Source organism: Hymenobacter taeanensis (assembly GCF_013137895.1).
GTDB classification, from domain to species: domain Bacteria; phylum Bacteroidota; class Bacteroidia; order Cytophagales; family Hymenobacteraceae; genus Hymenobacter; species Hymenobacter taeanensis.
Genome location: NZ_CP053538.1, coordinates 3,187,451 through 3,206,903 on the forward strand (window position 1 = coordinate 3,187,451; position 19,453 = coordinate 3,206,903).

A 19,453-nucleotide genomic window follows, 5' to 3' on the forward strand; every position below is an offset into this window, starting at 1 on the left:
CTTTTCGGCGCCACCTGGCCTAGCCTGCTTCCGACGGCGGCGGTAGGAATCCCACACCCTACCACCTGCCTGCCGGTGGGCGGCCCCAGCAGCCACCAAAAAGCACGTCCTTCAGTTGTGATGGAAGCCGGAAGTCAGGCAGATTGACTTTCGGCCACGGCGGGCTACAGCCGCTTTACTTGAATGCCGTTCAGGAAGGGTTGTCCCTGCCCGGGTGTAAACTCAACGACAATGCCTTGGTGCTCCCTGGCCGACGCATGCACCGTAAAGCTCGCGGCCTGCAACGGCCGCAGATACGTGGCCGTGCTCAGCTCGGGCAGCACCGGCAGCGCGTTCACCAGCACCGAAAAGGAGCGAGCCTGCCCCAGAGCTGTGGCCCCCGTGGCGTTGCTGTTTCCCGAGAGGTTATAAACCAGCTGCTCACCCTGGGGCGCGGCTTCCAATTCTGCAAAGTGTAGTACTACCTCGTACTCACCGTCGGGCACGTCGAGACGGAACTGGCTGAGGACCAGACGCTGGGTTTCGTACAGGGCATCGTAGGAAGTGCCCAGAACGTCGCGGTCGGAGCCGTAGGGGAGCCGGTCGCCGGGCTGTTTGTAGGCCTGTCCGCCCACGTAGCCCCAGCTGCCGGGCGTGTAGGCCTGTTCCGGTACCCACACTTGGTGCAGCTTGTCATCGGTGAAATAGCGCGCGTCGCCCAGGCTCACGTTGAGCTCCGTGAACGGCAGCTGCGGAGAGTCCAGGCGGGTGGGCAGGAGTTGGAACTCGATGTCGGTGAAGTCCTCCATGGCTTGGCCCTGCGCCTGGGCGCGGAGCTGGTTCAGGCCCGCGCCAAACGGCACGGTAAAGCGCGCCACGCCAAACTCAGCGGGACGGGTGCCCAGGTCGCGGCCATTGAGCAGCAGACGCACGGCGGGCTGGTTGGTGTACACCTCCACGGGCTGGCGGCAGAATAGCGAATCGGGGCCTACGGCTTGGCCGGCGCGGAGCGTCCAGGAGCGGCTACCAATCTTCAGGAAAGGCGATTTAACTAAGTGCGCTTGGTAAAACAAGTAGGCATCCTTAGGCTGCCGGTCGCCGGTGAGCAGGCTTTTGTTGTTGATGTGGGGCACCGCCTCCTGCCGCGTTTCAGAGTTGAACTCGGCCAGGTTCCACACTGTGCTGCCCGCCACGAAGGGCCGCTCCAGCATGGCTTTCAGGTAGAACTGATGGTAGCGGTTGGCGTACTCCGAGGTTTTATCAAAGCGCTGGGGCTGAAAGGAGTGCAGGCGCACGTCGGAGTCGGCCCCGTACTCGGTTACCAGCAGTGGCTTGGTGGGCAGCTCTCGGCGGTGTCGGTCCAGAAACTTTGGGAAGCCTTCCAGGTCACCGGAGTACCAGCCCTGGTAGAGGTTCCAGCCCACGAGCTGGGCAATGGCCGGCAGTCCCGCCAGCTGATACAGCTCAAAGTCGCCGTGGTTAACGATCATAGTGTAGCGGGCTGGGTCTTCGCGACGCGTCAGGCTGTCGAGCTCCTGGGCCAGGCGGTTTACGCGCCGCAGGTACACTTTGCCCGGCTCGTTGTCGCGCTTGATACCGGCGGGCAGGCGCAGCAGCACCTCGTTCATATAGGCCCAAATGATGACACTGGGGTGGTTGTAGCCCTGGCGGATCATCTCGGTTTGCATGGTGAGGCAGTTGGCAAAGAAGCCCTTGGAATCGGTAATGGCATTCACAATGGGAATCTCCACCGAGGCCAGAATGCCCAGCCGGTCGCAGGCCTGCAGCACTGCGGGGTCTTGGGGGTAGTGCGACACGCGCAGGAAGTTGCCGCCCAGCTGCTTGAGCAGCTGCACATCGCGCTCATGCAGGGCATTGGGCAAGGCGTTGCCTAGGCCAGGGTAGTCCTGGTGGCGGTTGGTGCCAATGAGCTTGAGGTGCTTCCCGTTCAGGAAAAAGCCCTGAGCCGCATCAAACTTATACCAGCGCAACCCCACCTGGTTGGTTACTTCATCCAGCGGCGGAGCCTGCTTGCCCTCCAACACCTGCGACACGGCCCGGTACAGGTAAGGCGCATCCGGCGACCACAGCTGCGGCTGACGTAGGCGCGGCAGGGGCTGGCGGAACGTGCGCTTTTCTCCCGCTTTGAGGGTAAGCGCCGTTTGTTGCTTCGCCACCGTGCGCCCATCTCGGTCTAGCAGCCGGGTAAGCACCGTGACTTTCCGGGCCGTACCCGATTCATTGGTCAGGGCGCCCGCCACTACTACGTCGGCCGCCTCCGCCGATACGGCCGGGGTGGTGACGAACGTGCCGTTGGAGGCGTAGTTGTCGAGGTCGAAGTGCACGGGCGCGGCGGCTTCCAGGTACACGTCTCGGTAGATACCGCCGTAGAAGGTGAAGTCGGCGGAGAGGGGCGGAATGTCGGGGTTGTGGCGGTTGGTGAGGCGGACCAGCACCTCGGTAGCGGCCGGCGCCGAGCCGTTAAACTTCAGCAGGCCGCTGAGGGGCACCCGGAAAGCAGTGTAGCCGCCCGCGTGGCGGCCAGCTAGTTGCCCGTTCACGTATACTTCGGCTTCCTGGTTAGCACCCTCAAAGTAAAGGTACACGCGGCGCTGCTGCCAGGCGGCGGGTACGTACAGGGTTTTCTTGTACCAACCCACGCCACGGTAGTAGCCCGGCTCATCATCGAGCACGTCGGCAGCGTTCCAGGTGTGGGGCAGGGAAATGGCTTCCCAGCCTTTGGCCGCAGCGGCTTGCGCGGGCGTCAGGCCAGCGTCATCCTTACGGAAAAGCCAGTTGCTATTGATGGATTGTACTACGCGCTGGGCCACAGCAGGAACCGTAAGCAGGGCCAGCCACAGACCTAGCAGTACTCCGCGCCATAATGAGCGTGGGTAGCTATCAGGCCTGCGGTTAATAAGGCTTCTATTAATCAACTTCATTTACAACGTCAGTAATACGGGTTCTAGGCCAGGCGACTGCACCGCTACTACGGTTTGGCCGGGTTTGCCTTCCAGCTGAATGAGGGCGCGCCCGTTATAGGCCTGCACCTTGCGCGAGCCGCTGCTGGTGCCCAGGTCGTCGTGGAGTTTGCCGGCGCCGGCCAGGGAGAATTCTACCCAGCTGGCCGCATCCAGGCACTGCACGCCCTGAGCATCGAAGAGCTTGGCCTCTACGGTGGTCAGGCCATTGGCAGTGCTTACCTTTTCGAGGGTTAGCTTGGTGGGCTTGCCCCATTTCTGGGTTTGGTAGCGGAAGCTGATTTCGTCCTGCACGGTTTGCTTGCCCTGGCGAGCCACCACGCGCACCTGATTTTGACCGGCCACGAAGGGCACGTTCCAGTGCAGGCCCGCGGCCGGAAAATCCTGGCTGTTGCGCTTTTTCACGCCGTAGCTTTTGCCATTCACAAACAGCTCGGCCTGCTCGCAGTTAGAGTACACCTTCACCAGTTTCAGCTCGCCCTCGTCGCCCCAGCGCACGGGCCAGGAGTGCCCGTAAATGCGGGCCATGGGCTGCGTCGTCCAGTACGACTGGAACACGTAGTAGGCCTCCTTCTTCGTGAAGTCACGCTCCACAACGCCCTTCTGGTTCATGTAGGGAATGGGGTTATCGGGGCGCACGGGCGTGGAGAAATCCTTGAAGGGCCAGTAGGCCGTGCCGCTCAGCCAGGGCATGGTTTCCTGCTCCTTCAGGTGCCAATCCACGAGGTTGCAGAGGTAGGTTTCGCTCCAGTCGCCATCCTTGGATACCCGGGCGCTGCCCCCAAACAGGGAGGCGTCGCCGGACCGCTCATCGGCGCCCTTGCCGGCCGTGATTTTGGCCAGGGCGTTGTCGGGATTTTCGGAGTGGCGGCCGGCGTGGCTGTCGCCGCCCCACTCCACGTGCAGGAAGCGCTTCACGCCCTCAAACTCTTTGCGGCTCACCTCTTTGTACTCGGTGTAGATGCCGCGGTACCAGCCCGCCCAAATGGAGGGTGAGTACACATCTACAATGTCCTTACAGAAGTCGCAGCGGCGAATGGCGGTGTAGCGGGAAGCATCGAGGCGGTGGGAGAGGTCGTTGAGCTCCGTCATAAACGCCCGGATCTTCTGCTTATCAAACTCGGGGAAGTCGCCGGGCCAGTCATTCTCATTGCCCAGCCCCCAAATGATGATGGCCGGGTGGTTGTAGTGCTGCTCAATCATGTTGGTGAGCATGCGCTTGGCCTGGGCCTGGTACACCGGGCCGCCTAGGCCACCCCGGCACCACGGTATCTCTTCCCACACGGTAATGCCCAGTGAGTCGCAGAGGTTCAGCACAATGCGCGACTGTTGGTAGTGGCCTAGCCGAATGAAATTCACGCCCATCTGCTTCATCATCACCATTTCCTGCCGGATCATGGGCTCGGTCATGGCGGCCGCTACGCCAGCGTGGTCTTCGTGGCGGTGCGTGCCGCGCAGCAGCAGGCGCTTGCCGTTCAGCATAAAGGGGCCCTTCTCCACAAACTCAATGTGGCGGAACCCAACTTTCTCGCTGTGCTGATACGCCTGAGCGCCGGTGCCCACTGTCACCTGCACGGTGTACAGCTGGGGCGCATCTGGTGACCACAAGCGCGGACTTTTCACGGCAAACCGGTGCAACTCCTGCTCGCCGGGTTTCGCGGCCAGGGTGCCTTTGTACTGGGCCACCTGCTTGCCGCGTGGGTCCAGCAACCGCACCGCAAAAGGCGCAGAGCCTGCCGCTGCTGTTTCCGGCAGCACCGCCTTCACCGTGAGCGTTCCGGCTTTGCCCGCCTTATCTACCTCGGCTTTGGCTACCAACCGGCTCAGTGCCACCGCGGGCTGGTACTCCAGGTTGAGGTAGCGGTACAGGCCGCCGTACACGTTAAAATCCGACAGGTCGGAGGGTATCATCTCCAGGTCGCGGGAGTTGTCGCAGCGGATGGAAATGGGAATCTGGCCTTTGAACTGCTTTTGGTAGACCTCCGTCTTCTGGAAGTCGGCCACGGCCTGGGTGATGTCCACGGTCCACTCATCGTAGCCGCCCACGTGGCTACCTACTTTGGTGGTGTAGATGTACACGTCGGTTTTCTGGCCTGCACCTTCGAAGTGCAGCAGGGTGCGGCCGCCGGGGTAAGGGTTCTGCACCGCCACTTGCGTGCGGTACCAACCGGGGCCCTGGTAGTAGTTTACATCTGGGTCCACGGCGTCGCGGGCGTTAAAGCAGTGCGGCAGCGTCACTTTGTCCCAGAGCGGCACGCTTTCGGGGTTGCCGGCCACTACGGGGCGCACGGCCTCCCATACGCCGCCCAAATCCTGGCGCACGAATTCCCAGCCGGCGTTCAGGCGGGTTTTCTGCTGGCTGAACGCCGGGTGTAGGCCAGTCAGGAACAGGGAAATCAGTATCAGCTTATAATTCAGTCTCAAACTCGTGTTGTTTTCAGGTAGGGGTGAGGAGGCAGGATGAGGTGGGAGCGGCCCAGAACGATTCAAAAGCCCGTCATGTCGAGCTTGTCGAGACATCTCGCTCGCATCGTTGGACCTCACCCCCCGGCCCCCTCTCCTCAGGGAGAGGGGGAGTGTATACTTTGGCAATGTCAGCGGGTGAGATGTCTTAACTTCGCTCGACATGACGGGTGGGTGTGGGACGTTCAGGTAATTGCTCTAGGCCAGTCAACCAACCCTAACCCCTCCTTTTCAAGGAGAGGAACCAGACTTTAGCCTTTGCTTTCCGAAAGACTTCGGTGGATGCCTAGTTCCAGGCCGCGTAGCTCGGCTAGGCCGCGGAGGCGGCCGATGCCGGAGTAGCCGGGGTTGGTTTTCTTGTGCAGGTCGTCGAGCATCTGGTGGCCGTGGTCGGGGCGCATGGGCAGGCTTACCTGGCGCTGTTGCATCACGTGTACCAATTCGCGCACCACGCCATACATGTCCACGTCGCCTTCCAGGTGGTTGTCCTCGAAGAAGTCGCCCTCGGCGTTGCGGCGGGTGCTGCGCAGGTGAATAAAGTTGATGCGGTCAGCGAATTGACGCACCATAGCGGGCAGGTCGTTGTCGGGGCGTACGCCGAACGAGCCGGTGCAGAAGCACAGGCCGTTGCTGGGCGAAGGCACGGCATCAACTAGCGCCTGTACATCGGCGGCAGTGCTCACCACCCGCGGCAGGCCCAGAATGGGGTAGGGCGGGTCGTCGGGGTGGATGACGAGGTGAATGCCGCCGGCTTCGGCCACCGGCACCACTTCTTGCAGAAAGTGAATGAGGTGGGCGCGCAGCCGGTTGGCATCAATGTGCTGGTAGGCATCCAGGGCTTGTTGAAACTGGCCTAGCGTGAAGCTCTCCTCGCTGCCGGGCAAGCCAGCAATGATGTTGCGCTGCAGCAACTGCTTGTCCTCGTCGCTCATGGCGGCAAACCGCTGGCGGGCCTTTTCTAGCACCTCCGCCGGGTAGGCCTGCTCCGCGCCGGGGCGCTGGAGCAGCAGCACATCGAAGGCCACAAAGGCAGCCATTTCAAAGCGCAGCGCTTTGGAGCCGTCTTCTACCTCGTAGGCCAGGTCGGTGCGGGTCCAGTCCAGCACCGGCATAAAGTTGTAGGTGACCGTGCGGATGCCGCACTCGGCCAGGTTGCGCAGGCTCTGCTGGTAGTTCTGAATGAAGGTTTCGAAGCCGGGGGTTTGGGTTTTGATGTGCTCGTGCACCGGCACGCTCTCCACCACGCTCCACCGCATGCCTGCGGCCTCAATCTCGGCCTGCCGGGCCCTGATTTCGGCTACCGGCCACACCACCCCGTTTGGGAGGTGGTGCAGGGCCGTGACAACGCCGGTGCAGCCGGCCTGCCGCAAATCGGAGAGGCTTACGGGGTCTTGAGGGCCAAACCAGCGCATGGTTTGCTCCATTGAATAGGGTTGTTGCTTGCTCATGGGTTTCAGCTGTTACACGCCGCCAAAGATGGAAAAACCGCCATCCACGCAAATCATGGAGCCGGTTACAAACTGGGAGGCGTCGCTGAGCAGCCATACCAGGGCACCTTTCAGCTCATCGGGGTGGCCGAAGCGCTTAAAGGGCGTCTGGCGGATAACCAACTCGCCACGAGCCGTGAAGCCGCCATCGGGAGTGGTGAGCAGGTTGCGGTTTTGCTCCGTCAGGAAGAAGCCGGGGGCCAGGGCATTCATGCGCAGCTTGTCGCCGTAGCGGTTGGCCATTTCCACCGCAAACCACTGGTTGTAGCAGTCGAGGGCGGCCTTGCCCATGTTGTAGCCCAGCACCTTAGTAATGGCCCGCTTGGAGTTCATGGAGGATATGTTCACGATGCTGCCGCGGCGGCCCGATTGCGCAATGGCCTCACCGAACACCTGCGTTGGCCGGATGGCACCCCAAATGTTCAGGTCCATCACCCGCTTCATGCCCTCAAGGTTCATCTTAAATACGTCGTGCTCAGGGTCAAGCACACCATCGGCGCCGTTGCCGCCGGCGGCGTTTACCAGGCCATCAATGCGGCCGTAGGTCTGTACTACCTGTTGGCAGGCGGCGCGCAACTGGTCTTCTTCCAGCACATCGGCTACCAGGGCCAGCGCCTGGCCGCCGCGGGCCTTGATAGCCTCGGCCCGCTCGTGCGCTATGGCGGCGTTGCGGCCCAGAATGCCCACGGTGCCGCCGGCTTCTACAATGCCATCAATGAACGACTGGCCTAGGATGCCGGTGCCACCGGTAACCACGATTACTTTGCCCTCCAGGGAAAAATTCTCACTCATGCAGTTGGGTAAAATGGGGCGCGGTTGTGGAGCGCCACCGGTAAGGATCTGAAATGGGGTTTAAAAGGGTGCCAGGCCAGGATGGAAGCCGGCTGGGCCTATTTTGTGAGGCGCTTAGTCAGCTTGAATGGTGAAGGATTTGCGAAGGCGGATGTCTTCGGAAGAGCTACCGAGCAGCACTTCAAACTCGCCGGGCTCCACAGTCCAGTTCATGTTTTTGTCGAGCAGGGCCAGGTCGTTGGGGTGGAGGGTGAAGCTGACGGTTTTCTTCTCGCCGGGCTGCAGCCGCACGCGCTCAAAGCCACGGAGGTCAAACTCGTACGTGGTCACGCTGCTGACTTTGTCTTTGAGGTAGAGCTGCACCACTTCGTCGCCCAGGCGCTTCCCGGTGTTGGTTACCTCCATGGTTACCTGCACATTGGCGTTGGCGTGCTGGCTGGGCTGGCTTACTACCAGGTTGCCGTACTCAAAGGAGGTGTAGCTCAGCCCGAAGCCAAAGGGGTAGAGCGCGCCGTTGATGCTGGTTTTGCCGTAGCCGTTGGGCCCCGCGCTGGGCTGGCCCGCCTGCGACGACACCTTGAAGGGGAAATTGTACTCGATCTGGCCCGTTGATTTGGGGAAGGTGATGGGCAGCTTGCCGCCGGGGTTGTTGTCGCCGAACAGCGTTTCTGCAATTACGCGCCCACTCTGAGGTCCCGGAAACCAGGCCTCCAGAATGGCCGGCACATAGCGGTTTTCCCAGTTAATGGTGAGCGGCTGGCCGTTTACTAATACCATTACCACGGGCTTACCAGTGGCCTGCAGTGCCTGTAGCAGCTGCAGCTGACGGCCGGGCAGGCCTAGGCCTGTGCGCGAAAGGCTTTCGCCCACGCGCTTCTCATCCTCACCCACCACCGCAATTACCACATCGGCCAGCCGGGCCTGGGCCACGGCTTCGTCGATGCTGGCTTGCTCCTCTTTGGTTAAAGCCGTCGGAATGATTTCGCTTTCAGGCCAGCTGGCATCCACAATGTTGCAGCCTTTGGCGTAGTGCACCGTGGCCTTTGCCCCGAGGTAGCTCTTGATGCCATCCAGCACCGTGGTAACGGGGTTGTTGGAGGGGCCATACCGGCTGGTGGTGTAGTTCTTTTCCGCCGCCAACGGGCCAGTCACCAGCACCGACTTCAGGGCCTTGTCATCAAGCGGCAACAGGTTTTTCTCGTTCTTCAGCAGCACCATGGTTTCACGGTTCAACTGCAATGAGAAGGCTTCATCGGCCGCGGTGTGCACGGTTTTGTCGGCGGCTTTGGGGTTGCTCGTGTAGGGCTGGTCAAAGAGGCCCAGCCGGAACTTCACCCGCAGCACATCGGCCACGCGCCGGTCCAGGGTCTTCATGGATACGCGGCCTTCCTTCACCAGCTCGCGTAGGGGCATTATGTACACCTCCGGCATGGTGAAGTTGGTTCGCACGTTCAGGCCCGCCTCAATGGCCTGCTGCACAGCCTGCTTGTAGGTATCGGCCACGTGGTGCTTGGTAAACAGGAACTCCACGGCCTCACTATCCGACACCACGTACCCATCGAAGCCGAATTTCTCGCGCAGCAGCTCCGTCAGGAAATAGTGGCTGCCGGTTACCGGCTGCCCGTCCCAGTCGTTGTAGCTGCTCATCACGCCCATGGGCTTGGCTTCCTGAATCACGCGCCGGAAGGGGTAGAGGTAGAGCTGGTGCATCTCGCGGGGCGCCACGTGCGGGTCGGTGCGCACGTCGCCGTCGCGGCCACCTTTGGGCACGCTGTACACGGCGTAGTGCTTGAGCGTAGAGGCCACGCCCTGCTCCTGAATGCCGAGTACCATTTGCTTGCCCAGCTCCGCAATATGGAAGGGATTTTCGCCGTAGCACTCTACCACCCGGCCCCAGCGCTGGTCGCGGGCCGGGTCGAGGATGGGGGCATACACATTGGAGTAGCCCAGGGCTTTGGCCTCACGGCCCACGGTGGCGCCGGCTTGGCGCACCAGGGCCTTGTTCCAGGTGCTGCCAATACCAATGGGGGCCGGCAAGGGCGTGGCCCGGTCGTGGCAGAGGCCATGGATGCCCTCGTTTGTGAAATCAACCGGAATACCCAGGCGCGTTTGCTCCACAAACCACTTCTGCACATCATTAATGGCAGTGGCATGCTTGCTGAACGGATAGGAAAACTCGGTGGCGGCGCCGGGGTGGTAGGCTAGGCCATTAAGCTCTTCGTCGATGTTGGCAATGCCATCCTTCCAGACCATGGTCTTCCACTCCGCCGTGGGCATCTTGTCCTTCAGCACCCGGCCGTAGCCGTAAAGCGTGGCCGTTTGGCAGGTTTTCTCCTCCAGCGTCATCTGCGAGAGTAAGTCGGCTACCCGGCGCTCTACTGGCTGCGCGACATCCTCAAACACGTCCTTTTTGCCGTTCTTATTGAAGTCAATCCAGCCTTTGCGGTAAATGTTCTGCTTGCTTTGTCCCTGCACGGCCGAGGTCAACAGCAGGGCAGGAAATAACAGGCAATATGGGAGGGTGGGAGTACGCATCAGTTGGAAGGGAGGCGGTTGCAAAGCGCTAGGCCAGTGGCAGGTAGCTGCCAGCAGAAACCTAGAATGGGTGTTGAGTGCGCCCTGAACGTGGCCCAGGCTACTTCGCCGGGCAGGAATTGCAAGCAATGGGCACAAATACTCTGAGCAGGCCGGGCTAACCCAACCTGCTCAGAGGCGCTGACTAGAAGCCAGGGTTTTGCGTTAGGTTGGGGTTGAGGGCTATTTCCGTTTGCGGAATCGGGAACAGCAGGTAATTGTCGCTGATGTCGCGGTTGAAGATGGTTTTCTCCACTTGCTTCAGGCGGTTCAGCCGGATCAGGTCGTAGCGGCGGTGGCCTTCATCACACAGCTCCCAGGCGCGCTCCAGCACCAGCAGATCCACGAAGGCATCTTTGGTGGTGGCGGTAGTGGGCAGAGCCGCCAGGCCAGCCCGCTGCCGCACCCGGTTAATGCCCTGGTACTTGGTCACGTCAGCGGCGTTGAGGTTGTTGAGTGCCTCCGACTGCATCAGCAGCACATCGGCGTAGCGGGTCACCAGCCAGTTAACGCGCGAGTCGTTGCCGATGCGCTTGTCGTCGCGGAACTTGTTGAAGTAGTACTGGGGCAGCGTGGTGGTATTGGCCTTGTTGCTCAGGTTCCAGTCTTTGCGCACATCGGTAGCGGCGTATGATTTCACAAACCAATCCTCGGCCGTGAACGAGGCGAAGCCGCCCAGCGCCGCCGGCAGGTTTTGGCGCACAATGATGTTGCCCACGTTTGGGGGCAAATCAAACTGCACCGAGAAAATGTGCTCGGCGTTGTTTTCGCGGTCAGGCAGAAAAACGTCGCCGTAGGTTGGCATCAGGCTATACAAGCCGGAGTTGATAACGCGGTTACAAGCGGCCAGCGCATCCTGGTTGTCGGTGCCTTTGGCATCGGAAGAGCTGGCGCGGGTGAGGTATACTTTCGCCAGCAGGCTGGCCGCGGCCCCGCTGGAAACGCGGCCTTTGTTGCCGGCCGGAATCTGGTTTTCCTTCAGGCAGTTGGCTTCGGCAAACTGCAGGTCCTCAATAATCTGCTCGTACACCGCCGCTTTGGGTGTGCGGGCGGGGCGCAGGTCGTCGTTCGGGCCTTTGATGGGCGAGGTAATCAGGGGTACGTCGCCGTAGGAGCGCACCAGCTCAAAGTAGGCCAGGGCGCGCAGGAAGCGGGCGTTGCCGAGGATGTTGTTCTTGCTGGCCTCGTTCATGCTCACGGCCGGCACCTTGTCAATCAGATCGTTGGCGCGGCCAATCAGGCGGTAGTTGTTCACCCACCAGTTCCCGATTTCGCCGTTGTTGGCGGTGTAGGTGAAGCGGCTTAGCTCGGCCCGGTCGCCGGTGGTAGCGCCCACCACGGCCATGTAGTCGCCGGGCAGCTCCGTTACCAGCCACACCGTGCGGCCGTAGTAGGTTTGGGCCTGCATGAGGCTAAACACCCCGTTCAGGCCCGCAATGGCGTCGCCCTCGTTTTGGTAAAAGTTGCTGGCGGTAAGGAAATCATAAGGCTTTTCTTCCAGGAAGGACTCGCAGGAAGAGAAGAAGCCAAGGGAACATATGCCGAGAAGAAGGAGCTTCTTTTTCATGTCAGTAGTAAGTAGAAATACCCGTTCGATTAGAAGCCAATCTTCACGCCGCCAATGAAGGTGCGCGTGCTGGGGAAGGCGTTGTAGTCGGTGTTCAGGCTCAGGCCGGAGTTACCGAACGAGTTTACTTCGGGGTCGTAGCCGGAGTATTTCGTAATCGTAATCAGGTTTTGGCCGGTCACGTACACGCTGGCCGATTTAATGGTTTTGGTTACGGCCTCGGGCAGGGGCACATTGAAAGAAACCGTCACGGTTTTCAGGCGGGCGAAGCTGCCGTTCTCCACCACGTCGCTCACAATGCCGGTGCTGCGGCGCACCACGCTGTTAGCCTTCGGAATGGTGTTGCTGGTACCGGGACCAGTCCAACGGTCATTCACCGACCTCAGCTTGTTGGTGGTAGTAAAGCCCGACTCCAGCTCGTAGCGGTTGAGGTTAAGCACATCAGTTCCCTGCACGCCCTGAATAAAGATGTTCAGGCTCACGGGGCCGTAGCTAAAGCCGTTGGTGAAGCCGTAAATGAACTTCGGCTGGGCCCGCCCAATGATGGTGCGGTCGTTGCCGTCAATCTTCTTGTCGCCGTTCAGATCGGCGTAGCGGGGGTCGCCGGGGCGCACGGTGGTAGTCAGGCCGCTGGCTGTAATTTCCTCCGGGGTCTGCCAAATGCCCTGGAACACGTAGCCGTAGAAAGAGCCAATGGGCTCCCCAACCCGCAGCACGCTGGTGGCAGCCGTAGCACCGGGAAACAGGCTCGTACTCGACTGGCCTACGAAGCGCTGGTACTCGCCATTGAGGTCAAGCACTTTGTTGCGGTTGAGCGAGAAGTTGAGGTTGGTATTCCAGGAGAACTTCTTTGAGTCGAAGTTGACCGTGTTCAAGGAGAACTCCAAGCCCTTGTTCTGCACGCTGCCCGCGTTTTGCAGAATGTTGGAGAAGCCCGTTGTCTGCGGAATGGATACCTGCAGCAGCAGGTCGGTGGTTTTCTTGTAGTACACATCGGCCGTAACGCTGATGCGGTTTTTCAGGAAAGCCACATCTATCCCCACGTCGGCGGCGGCCGTAGACTCCCAGCTCAGGTCGGGGTTGGGCACGTTAGAAGGCGACAGGCCTACCAGGCGCGTGGCCCCCGAGGTGTAGGCGCTCAGCCCATACCGCCCCAATGACTGATACGAGCCAATTTCCTGGTTGCCCGTGATGCCGTAGCTGGCGCGCAGCTTCAGGTCGCTCAGGGACGTAAAGCCCTTCATGAAGTTCTCATCAATCAGACGGTAGGCGAAGGCGGCTGAAGGGAAGTAGCCCCACTTGTTGTTCGGCCCGAAACGCGAGGAGCCATCGGCGCGCATCGTGAAGGTGAACAGATACTTCTCGAACAGCCGGTAGTTTACCCGCCCAAAGTAAGAGGCCAGGCGGTTGGAGTTTTTGCCCGAGCTGGGCGTCAGCACGTTAGCGCCCAGGCCTATGTTATCGGAGCCCAGAGCATTGGTGAAGAAGTTGTTGGCCGAGGCGCTGTAGTTCTCATTCACGAACTCCTGGAAGCTCAAACCCGCCACCACATTCAGGGCGTTGTTCTCGTTGAGCTTGCGGTCGTAGGTCAGCGTGTTCTCGTTCAGCCAGCTGTAGTTGTTGTTGGAGGCTTTAGTGGCCGAGCCGTTGGTGTTCTGGCCCACATACACCGTAGAGGGGATAAACTGGTTGCGCTGGTTGGCAAACAGGTCGGTGCCGCCCGAAATGCGCAGTTTCAGGCCTTCCAGTAGCTGATACTCGCCGGCTACGTTGATGAGGGCGCGGGTGGTGGTGAGGTTGTCTTTGGCACTTTCAGCGTAGGCCACTGGGTTGCCAGCAATTTCTACGGCCGGCAGGGGCTGGTTCTGGAAAGTGTAATTGCCATTCGCATCGCGCACCGGCTGAATGGGGCTGAAGCGCAGGGCATCGAGCAGTACGCCCCCATTGCTACCGCCGTTGGTGTTTACGGTAGTAAGGCGCTGCTGAGTGCGGGAAAGCTGGCTGGTGAAGCTCACGTTAATCTTGTTGCTCACCCTCCGGTCCAGGTTCAGGCGCACGGAGCCGCGCTTGAAGCCGGAGTTCAGGATAATGCCTTCCTGATCAAAGTAATTGAAGCTGAGGTTATAGCGGGTGTCTTCGGTGCCGCCGCTGAACCCCAGCTGGTAATTGCTTTGGCGGCCCTGCCGGAAAATCTCATCCTGCCAGTCGGTACCCTCACCCATGGCATCAATCTGCTGCTGCGTGTAGGGCAGGGGCGTGGTGGTTTTGTTTTCGAGGTTGTTGAGCGTCTGCACGTCGTTGAGGTAGCGCGCAAACTCAGGGGCGTTCATCAGGTCGTACTTCTTGCGCACGTTGCTCACACCGGTGTAGGCCTCAAAGTTGATGGCGTTGCGGCCAGCCTTGCCTTTTTTGGTGGTGATGATAACTACCCCGTTGGCACCCCGGCTACCATAAATGGCCGTGGCAGAAGCATCCTTCAGCACCTCAATCGACTCAATGTCGCTGGGGTTAATGGAGTTTAGGTCGCCGGCGCCGGGGAAGCCATCTACCACGAATAGCGGCTCGTTGCCGGAGTTGATGGAGTTAGTGCCCCGAATGCGGATGGAAACGTTTCCGCCCGGCTCCGAATTCGTTTGCGTAACCTGCACGCCACTCACGCGGCCCTGCAGAATCTGGTCGGCGCGGGTAATGGGCGTTTCGGCCACTTGCTCCGCCGAGATGGACGCTACCGAGCCGGTGATGTCGCGTTTGCGCTGGGTGCCATAGCCCACTACCACCACGTCATTCAGGGCCGTGGCCTTCTCCCCAAGCTTCACCGAGCCAATGGAACTGCGGCCGCCCACGCGCACTTCCTGGGGCTCAAAACCAATGAAGGAGAACACCAACACGGGGTCGCCGGTGGCGGGAACGGGCAAGCTGAACTTGCCGTCGGGGTCAGTGGAGGCGCCGGTGGTGGTGCCTTTGATAACAACTGATACCCCAGGGAGGGGAGAGTTATCCGTAGCACTCAGCACCGTGCCGGTTACCTGGCTGGTTTGGGCGTGTGCCGAAACGGATATTACTACCGCGGCGGGCAGCAATAGGTGGGTAAATTTTCGCATAAGGCTCAGGGCTGGTGGGGAATTAGTGAGTGTAATCTCCACAAACTTGCCGTGCCCAGGACGCCGTAAACGGGATTTATTTACGGAAACGATTACGGAAAACAGCCAGCAGGTGCACCATTACCGGTGCGCGGCAAGCCGCTGGTGCCCAGCAACCGAGGGGCTAGGCCAGCGCCAGCAGGGAGTAGGGGCCAGCCGGAGCCACAAACCAGGCCGCTAGGCCACTTTACCGGGTGCGGGCCGTAGAGCGCCGCACGCTCAGCTCCGATTTTAACTCCAGACTATCAGCGGGTAAGAGATGCACGTTCTCCTGCAGGGCCCGAAACAGCAGCCGGGCGGCCTCGCGGCCAATTGCGTAGGCCGGCTGCGTAATAGTGGTGAGGGGCGGGTTGAGCAGGGCAGCAATTTCCAGGTTAGAAAACCCAATTACTTTCACGTCATCAGGGATGGAGAGGCCCAGGTTACGGCAGGCGTCGTAGCTGCTCATAGCCAGCGTTTCTACGGAGGCAAAAATGCCGTCAATCTCGGGCCGGTTGCGCAGCAGCTCCTCAATGAGTGGGGTGTTGAGGGCCTCATTGGTGTGGCCCTGCACTACCAGGGCTTCCTCATAGGGCAGGCCCCAGTCTTGCAAAGCCGCCATGTAGCCTTGCAGCCGGCGCTTGCCAATAGAAAGCGTATCGGAAATAGTGAGGTGAGCCACAGTGCGGCAACCCGCCTCCAGCAGGTGTTGGGTGGCCTGATACCCGCTGGCATAGTCGTCGGTGGTGACGGTGGCCGTGGGCAAGTCATCATATACCCGGTCAAAAAGCACCACCGGAATGCCCCGGTCGCGCAGTACGGTTAGGTGAGTGCTGGCCTGGCTGTTGCGGGCCATGGAGAGCAGTACCCCATCTACACGCCCAGCGGCCAATACCTGAATAATGGAGGCTTCCTGCTCGGGCGCCTCGTGGGTCAGGGAAATCAGCACATGAAAATCATTTTCCCGGGCTACCTCCTCAATGCCATTAATGGCCAAGGAGAAGAAGTGGTTGTGCACGGCCGGAATAACAATGCCAATGGTTTTGCTTTTGTGCCCGCGCAAGCTGCTGGCGTAGGGGTTGGGCTCATACTGTAGCTTGCTGGCCAGCGCCCGCACCCGGTCTTTGGTGTGCTGGGCAATGTCGCTGCGGTCGTTGAGTGCCCGCGACACCGCCGAAACGGACAGGTTGAGTTCCCGCGCAAGTACTTTCAGGCTAACTGGGGGCATAAGACAACGTGAAGGGTGGGCGTGGAGGTGGCCGCGGCCAGGTCTGGGGCCAAAGCAGTGACTCCTTACAAATTCGGCTGCCCCTCTCCGCGGCAAGGGGAGGGGGGCAGCCGAACAAAATGCAAGACTGGCCTAGGGTGGGCTAGTTCACGAGCAGGGTCATGATGGAGTGAGGGCGCGAGGTGGTGGGAGCCGCCTGGCCCCTGATCCAGAGCTGGAACGGCTGCTGCTGGTCGGTCTGGTTCATCACCACCACCGCGACGGTGCCATCGGGGTTGCGGAAGGCCGTGGTCTGCAGCACGTCGCGGCTGGCCGTGGTGGCAATACGCCGGGCCCCGGGCCGGATGAACTTGCTGAAGTGGCCGATGTAGTAGTAGCTGTTGGTGTAGAGCAGCCGGCCGCTGCGCGTGTCCCCGATGATGGGGGCGTAGCAGAAGTTGCCCACGTGGTTGGGGCCGCCGGTCTGGTCCAGCAGGATGTTCCAGTCGGTCCAGGCCTCGGTGCCGGCGTTGAAGTCATTGATTATCGAGTGGCCGTACCGCTCACCCAGCTGCCAGTCATTTACGTTCGAGAAGTCAAACTTCTCGATGCAGCCCTCCGTGAAGATCAGGTGCTTGTCGGGGTAGGTTTCGTGTACGCGGCGCAGGTTCTCAAACTGCATGCCCGAGCCGGTCCACGTCTCGTACCAGTGGTAGCCCAGACCCCAGTAATACGTACTGGCCTCCGGGTCATCGAACAAGGTAGCGGCGCGCTGGTACATCAGGTCGCGGTTGTGGTCCCAGCCAATGAGCTTCCGGTCGCCCAGGCCCCCTTTCTTCAGGGTGGGGCCCAGGTAGCCCTTCACGAAGTCGCGCTCCTCTTCGGCCGTGAAAATGCACGACTCCCACTTCTGCACGGCCATGGGCTCGTTCTGCACCGTCAGGCCCCAGATAGGGATGCCCTGGCGCTCGTACGCCTTGATGAACTTGACGTAGTAGTCGGCCCAGAGCTGGCGGTACTCGGGCAGCAGCTTGCCGCCCTTGAGCATACTCTGGTTGGTCTTCATCCAGGCCGGCGGGCTCCAGGGGCTCACGTACATCGTCAGCTGGCCGCCGGCGGCCGCAATGGCCTGCTTGATGAAGGGGATGCGGTACTGCTCGTCGTGCTTGACGCTGAAGGTCTGGAGCGTCTTGTCGCCGTCGGCCACGTACGTGTAGGGGGCCGTGGAGAAGTCGGTGCTGTGGATGGTGGTGCGCGCCAGCGTGTAGCCGATGCCCTGGGTGGGGCTGTAGTAGGCGCGCAGCAACTCCTGCTGCTGGGCTGTGGGCAGCTTGGCGAAGGTTTCGGCCGCGGCATCGGTCAGGGCCCCGCCGATGCCGAGCAGGGTCTGGAACGAGTGGTTGGGGTCGACGAAGACCGTGGGCTGGGTTTCCAGGGGCTGGGGCTGGGCCGAGAAGCTGAGCTTATCAGTGGCCGACAGGCGCAGCTCCGAGTTAGCGGCCGTGGTGTAGACCTGCACCTGTTTGCCCACCGCCGAGTAGGAGGAAGAGGAGGAGGAAGCCTTGGATTTGGAAGAAGAGGCTTTTTGCGCCGTGGCAGTGGTGCCGAGAGTGGAAGCCAGCGCCGCGGCAATCAGAAACTTGTGCATGCGTAAGAAGTAAAATGAGCTACCAGATGTAGGTTCCCACGGCTCCGCTAGCTAGCTGAGTCGTGGCTACCTTGCCCCGGTACTTGATGTCGAAGGTTTGGGCACCGCCCGTGTTGAGTACAATGAGGACTTTCTTGCCCTCAGGATTTTTAAATGCCACGTTTTGTAGGCCACCCGGCACGTTGGTGTCAATGCGCACGGAGCCTGGGCGCACAAATTTGGCCGCGTGTGCCACCGTGTAGTAGGCTGTGTTGCGGGTTACGGTGTTGCCGCTGATGGTAATGGCGCCCATGCACTTGGTGCAGCCGCCCGGCGTGTGGGGCCCGTAGCTGGGGTCAGAGGCCAGGTTCCACTCCAGCACGTTGCGACTCCAGTTGCGGGTAGCACCAATAATGAGGTTATTCACGTGCCAGTTGAAGTCGCCGGCAAAATTGCCTGGCCCCTCAGTCCACTGCTCCGTGAAGTACACGCCCTTATCGGGGTAGGCGTTGTGCACGTTGGTCATGGCCGAGATGCTGCCAGCGTAGAGGTGGAAAGCCGAGCCATCTACGTACTGCCGCGCCTGAGCATCCTGCAGTACCGTTACCGGGTAATCGGCGCGGTCGAGGTTGTGGTCGTAGAGGATGATTTTGGTGGTGAGGCCGGCCGCCTTAAACGCCGGCCCTACATGGTCCCGAATGAACGTGGCCTGCTCCTGGGCCGACATGGTCATGCTGGGGTTGTTATAGGGGTTCAGCGGCTCGTTCTGCAACGTTACGGCGTCAACCCGAATGCCTTCGGCCTGCATACCCTGCAGATACTTTACAAAGTACTGCGCATAGGCAGCGTAGTATTCCGGCTTCAACGAGCCGCCCACAAAGCTGTTGTTGGTCTTCATCCAGGTGGGCGCCGTCCAGGGTGAGCCTAGGATTTTGATAGTGGGATTGATGGCCAGAATCTGCTTCAACACCGGAATCAGGTTCACCTTATCGGGGGCCAGGCTGAACTGGGCCAGCGTAGGGTCAGGCGTGCTGGTTTCGTCGTAGGTGAACACGTTGGCATCCAGATCTGAAGCCCCGATGCTGATGCGCAAATAGCTGGTCCCGATGTTGTTCTCATCCGTGGCAAACAGCTCTTTTAGGAGCGCCGCCCGGTCGGTGGCGCTCATCTGATTAATCAGCTGGGCGCTGCCCCCGGTGAGGGTGTAGCCAAAGCCATCAACGGTCTGGTAGGTTTGCGTGGTGTCTACCGTGATGGTGGGGTTCTGCCCTACGGGGGCCTGGAAGTTCAGGGGCAGGGTGCTCTTATAGAACAGGGTACTCCGGTCAGAGGTAGTAGTCCAGGTAGCCACCTGCGACGGGCCTGTGGTTACCGGCGGCACCACGGGGGGCGGCGGCGTAGGAGTAGGGTCGGGGGAGCTGTTGCCCCCGCAGCTGGCCACCAGGCCTAGCAGCAACACTGCCGCTGCACTTTGTGGTAATTGGAAAGAAAGGAGCCTCATGACAGGATAGGGGAAGAAACAGAACAAGGAATTTCTCCAGAGTAACACCCAGGCGGTTAGGCCAGTGGCAGCTGAAGAGGTGATAAGTATGTACAGGTTTTAATCGATAGCGAAGGCAGATAAGCCAGCCCCGACCCACGGCCGGGGCTGACGGGT

General features: G+C 60.6%; 10 protein-coding genes. All 10 read right to left on the bottom strand.

Annotated elements, in window-relative coordinates; all coding sequences use genetic code 11:
* Nucleotides 1-164: 164 nt before the first annotated feature.
* Entirely contained in the window at nt 165-2,921 is a 2,757-nt protein-coding gene (locus tag HMJ29_RS13600; protein ID WP_171592008.1) for a glycoside hydrolase family 2 TIM barrel-domain containing protein, read from the bottom strand.
* Nucleotides 2,922-5,384, bottom strand: coding sequence for a glycoside hydrolase family 2 TIM barrel-domain containing protein (locus HMJ29_RS13605; RefSeq protein ID WP_244679260.1), 2,463 nt, complete (start codon nt 5,382-5,384; stop codon nt 2,922-2,924).
* Nucleotides 5,385-5,674: 290 nt separating this feature from the next.
* Nucleotides 5,675-6,871 (bottom strand): mannonate dehydratase, encoded by a 1,197-nt coding sequence (gene uxuA, locus HMJ29_RS13610; protein WP_244679259.1) that lies wholly within the window; start codon nt 6,869-6,871, stop codon nt 5,675-5,677.
* 12 nt (nt 6,872-6,883) lie between these two features.
* Nucleotides 6,884-7,702 carry an SDR family oxidoreductase gene (locus HMJ29_RS13615; RefSeq protein ID WP_171592010.1) on the bottom strand — a complete coding sequence of 273 codons (819 nt, stop codon included), beginning with the start codon at nt 7,700-7,702 and terminating at the stop codon, nt 6,884-6,886.
* 114 nt (nt 7,703-7,816) lie between these two features.
* Nucleotides 7,817-10,237 (bottom strand): glycoside hydrolase family 3 N-terminal domain-containing protein, encoded by a 2,421-nt coding sequence (locus HMJ29_RS13620; RefSeq protein ID WP_171592011.1) that lies wholly within the window; start codon nt 10,235-10,237, stop codon nt 7,817-7,819.
* A 184-nt stretch (nt 10,238-10,421) separates the two neighbouring features.
* Nucleotides 10,422-11,843 (bottom strand): RagB/SusD family nutrient uptake outer membrane protein, encoded by a 1,422-nt coding sequence (locus HMJ29_RS13625; protein WP_171592012.1) that lies wholly within the window; start codon nt 11,841-11,843, stop codon nt 10,422-10,424.
* Between the two features lie 29 nt (nt 11,844-11,872).
* Nucleotides 11,873-14,944, bottom strand: a complete 3,072-nt coding sequence (locus HMJ29_RS13630) for a SusC/RagA family TonB-linked outer membrane protein (protein ID WP_171592013.1) — start codon at nt 14,942-14,944, stop codon at nt 11,873-11,875.
* A 226-nt stretch (nt 14,945-15,170) separates the two neighbouring features.
* The gene (locus tag HMJ29_RS13635) at nt 15,171-16,190 is read right to left on the bottom strand and encodes a LacI family DNA-binding transcriptional regulator (RefSeq protein WP_171592014.1); all 1,020 of its coding nucleotides are present in this window, start codon (nt 16,188-16,190) and stop codon (nt 15,171-15,173) included.
* A gap of 142 nt (nt 16,191-16,332) precedes the next feature.
* Nucleotides 16,333-17,817, bottom strand: coding sequence for a glycoside hydrolase family 30 protein (locus HMJ29_RS13640; RefSeq protein ID WP_171592015.1), 1,485 nt, complete (start codon nt 17,815-17,817; stop codon nt 16,333-16,335).
* A gap of 19 nt (nt 17,818-17,836) precedes the next feature.
* Nucleotides 17,837-19,297, bottom strand: coding sequence for a glycoside hydrolase family 30 protein (locus HMJ29_RS13645; RefSeq protein WP_171592016.1), 1,461 nt, complete (start codon nt 19,295-19,297; stop codon nt 17,837-17,839).
* Between the last annotated feature and the right edge of the window lie 156 nt (nt 19,298-19,453).

Excerpts from the sequence above, each read along its gene's own strand:
- HMJ29_RS13600 (WP_171592008.1), bottom strand. The coding sequence starts at position 2,921 with ATGAAGTTGATTAATAGAAGCCTTATTAACCGCAGGCCTGATAGCTAC.
- uxuA (WP_244679259.1), bottom strand. The coding sequence starts at position 6,871 with ATGAGCAAGCAACAACCCTATTCAATGGAGCAAACCATGCGCTGGTTT.
- HMJ29_RS13615 (WP_171592010.1), bottom strand. The coding sequence starts at position 7,702 with ATGAGTGAGAATTTTTCCCTGGAGGGCAAAGTAATCGTGGTTACCGGT.
- HMJ29_RS13620 (WP_171592011.1), bottom strand. The coding sequence starts at position 10,237 with ATGCGTACTCCCACCCTCCCATATTGCCTGTTATTTCCTGCCCTGCTG.
- HMJ29_RS13625 (WP_171592012.1), bottom strand. The coding sequence starts at position 11,843 with ATGAAAAAGAAGCTCCTTCTTCTCGGCATATGTTCCCTTGGCTTCTTC.
- HMJ29_RS13630 (WP_171592013.1), bottom strand. The coding sequence starts at position 14,944 with ATGCGAAAATTTACCCACCTATTGCTGCCCGCCGCGGTAGTAATATCC.
- HMJ29_RS13635 (WP_171592014.1), bottom strand. The coding sequence starts at position 16,190 with ATGCCCCCAGTTAGCCTGAAAGTACTTGCGCGGGAACTCAACCTGTCC.
- HMJ29_RS13640 (WP_171592015.1), bottom strand. The coding sequence starts at position 17,817 with ATGCACAAGTTTCTGATTGCCGCGGCGCTGGCTTCCACTCTCGGCACC.
- HMJ29_RS13645 (WP_171592016.1), bottom strand. The coding sequence starts at position 19,297 with ATGAGGCTCCTTTCTTTCCAATTACCACAAAGTGCAGCGGCAGTGTTG.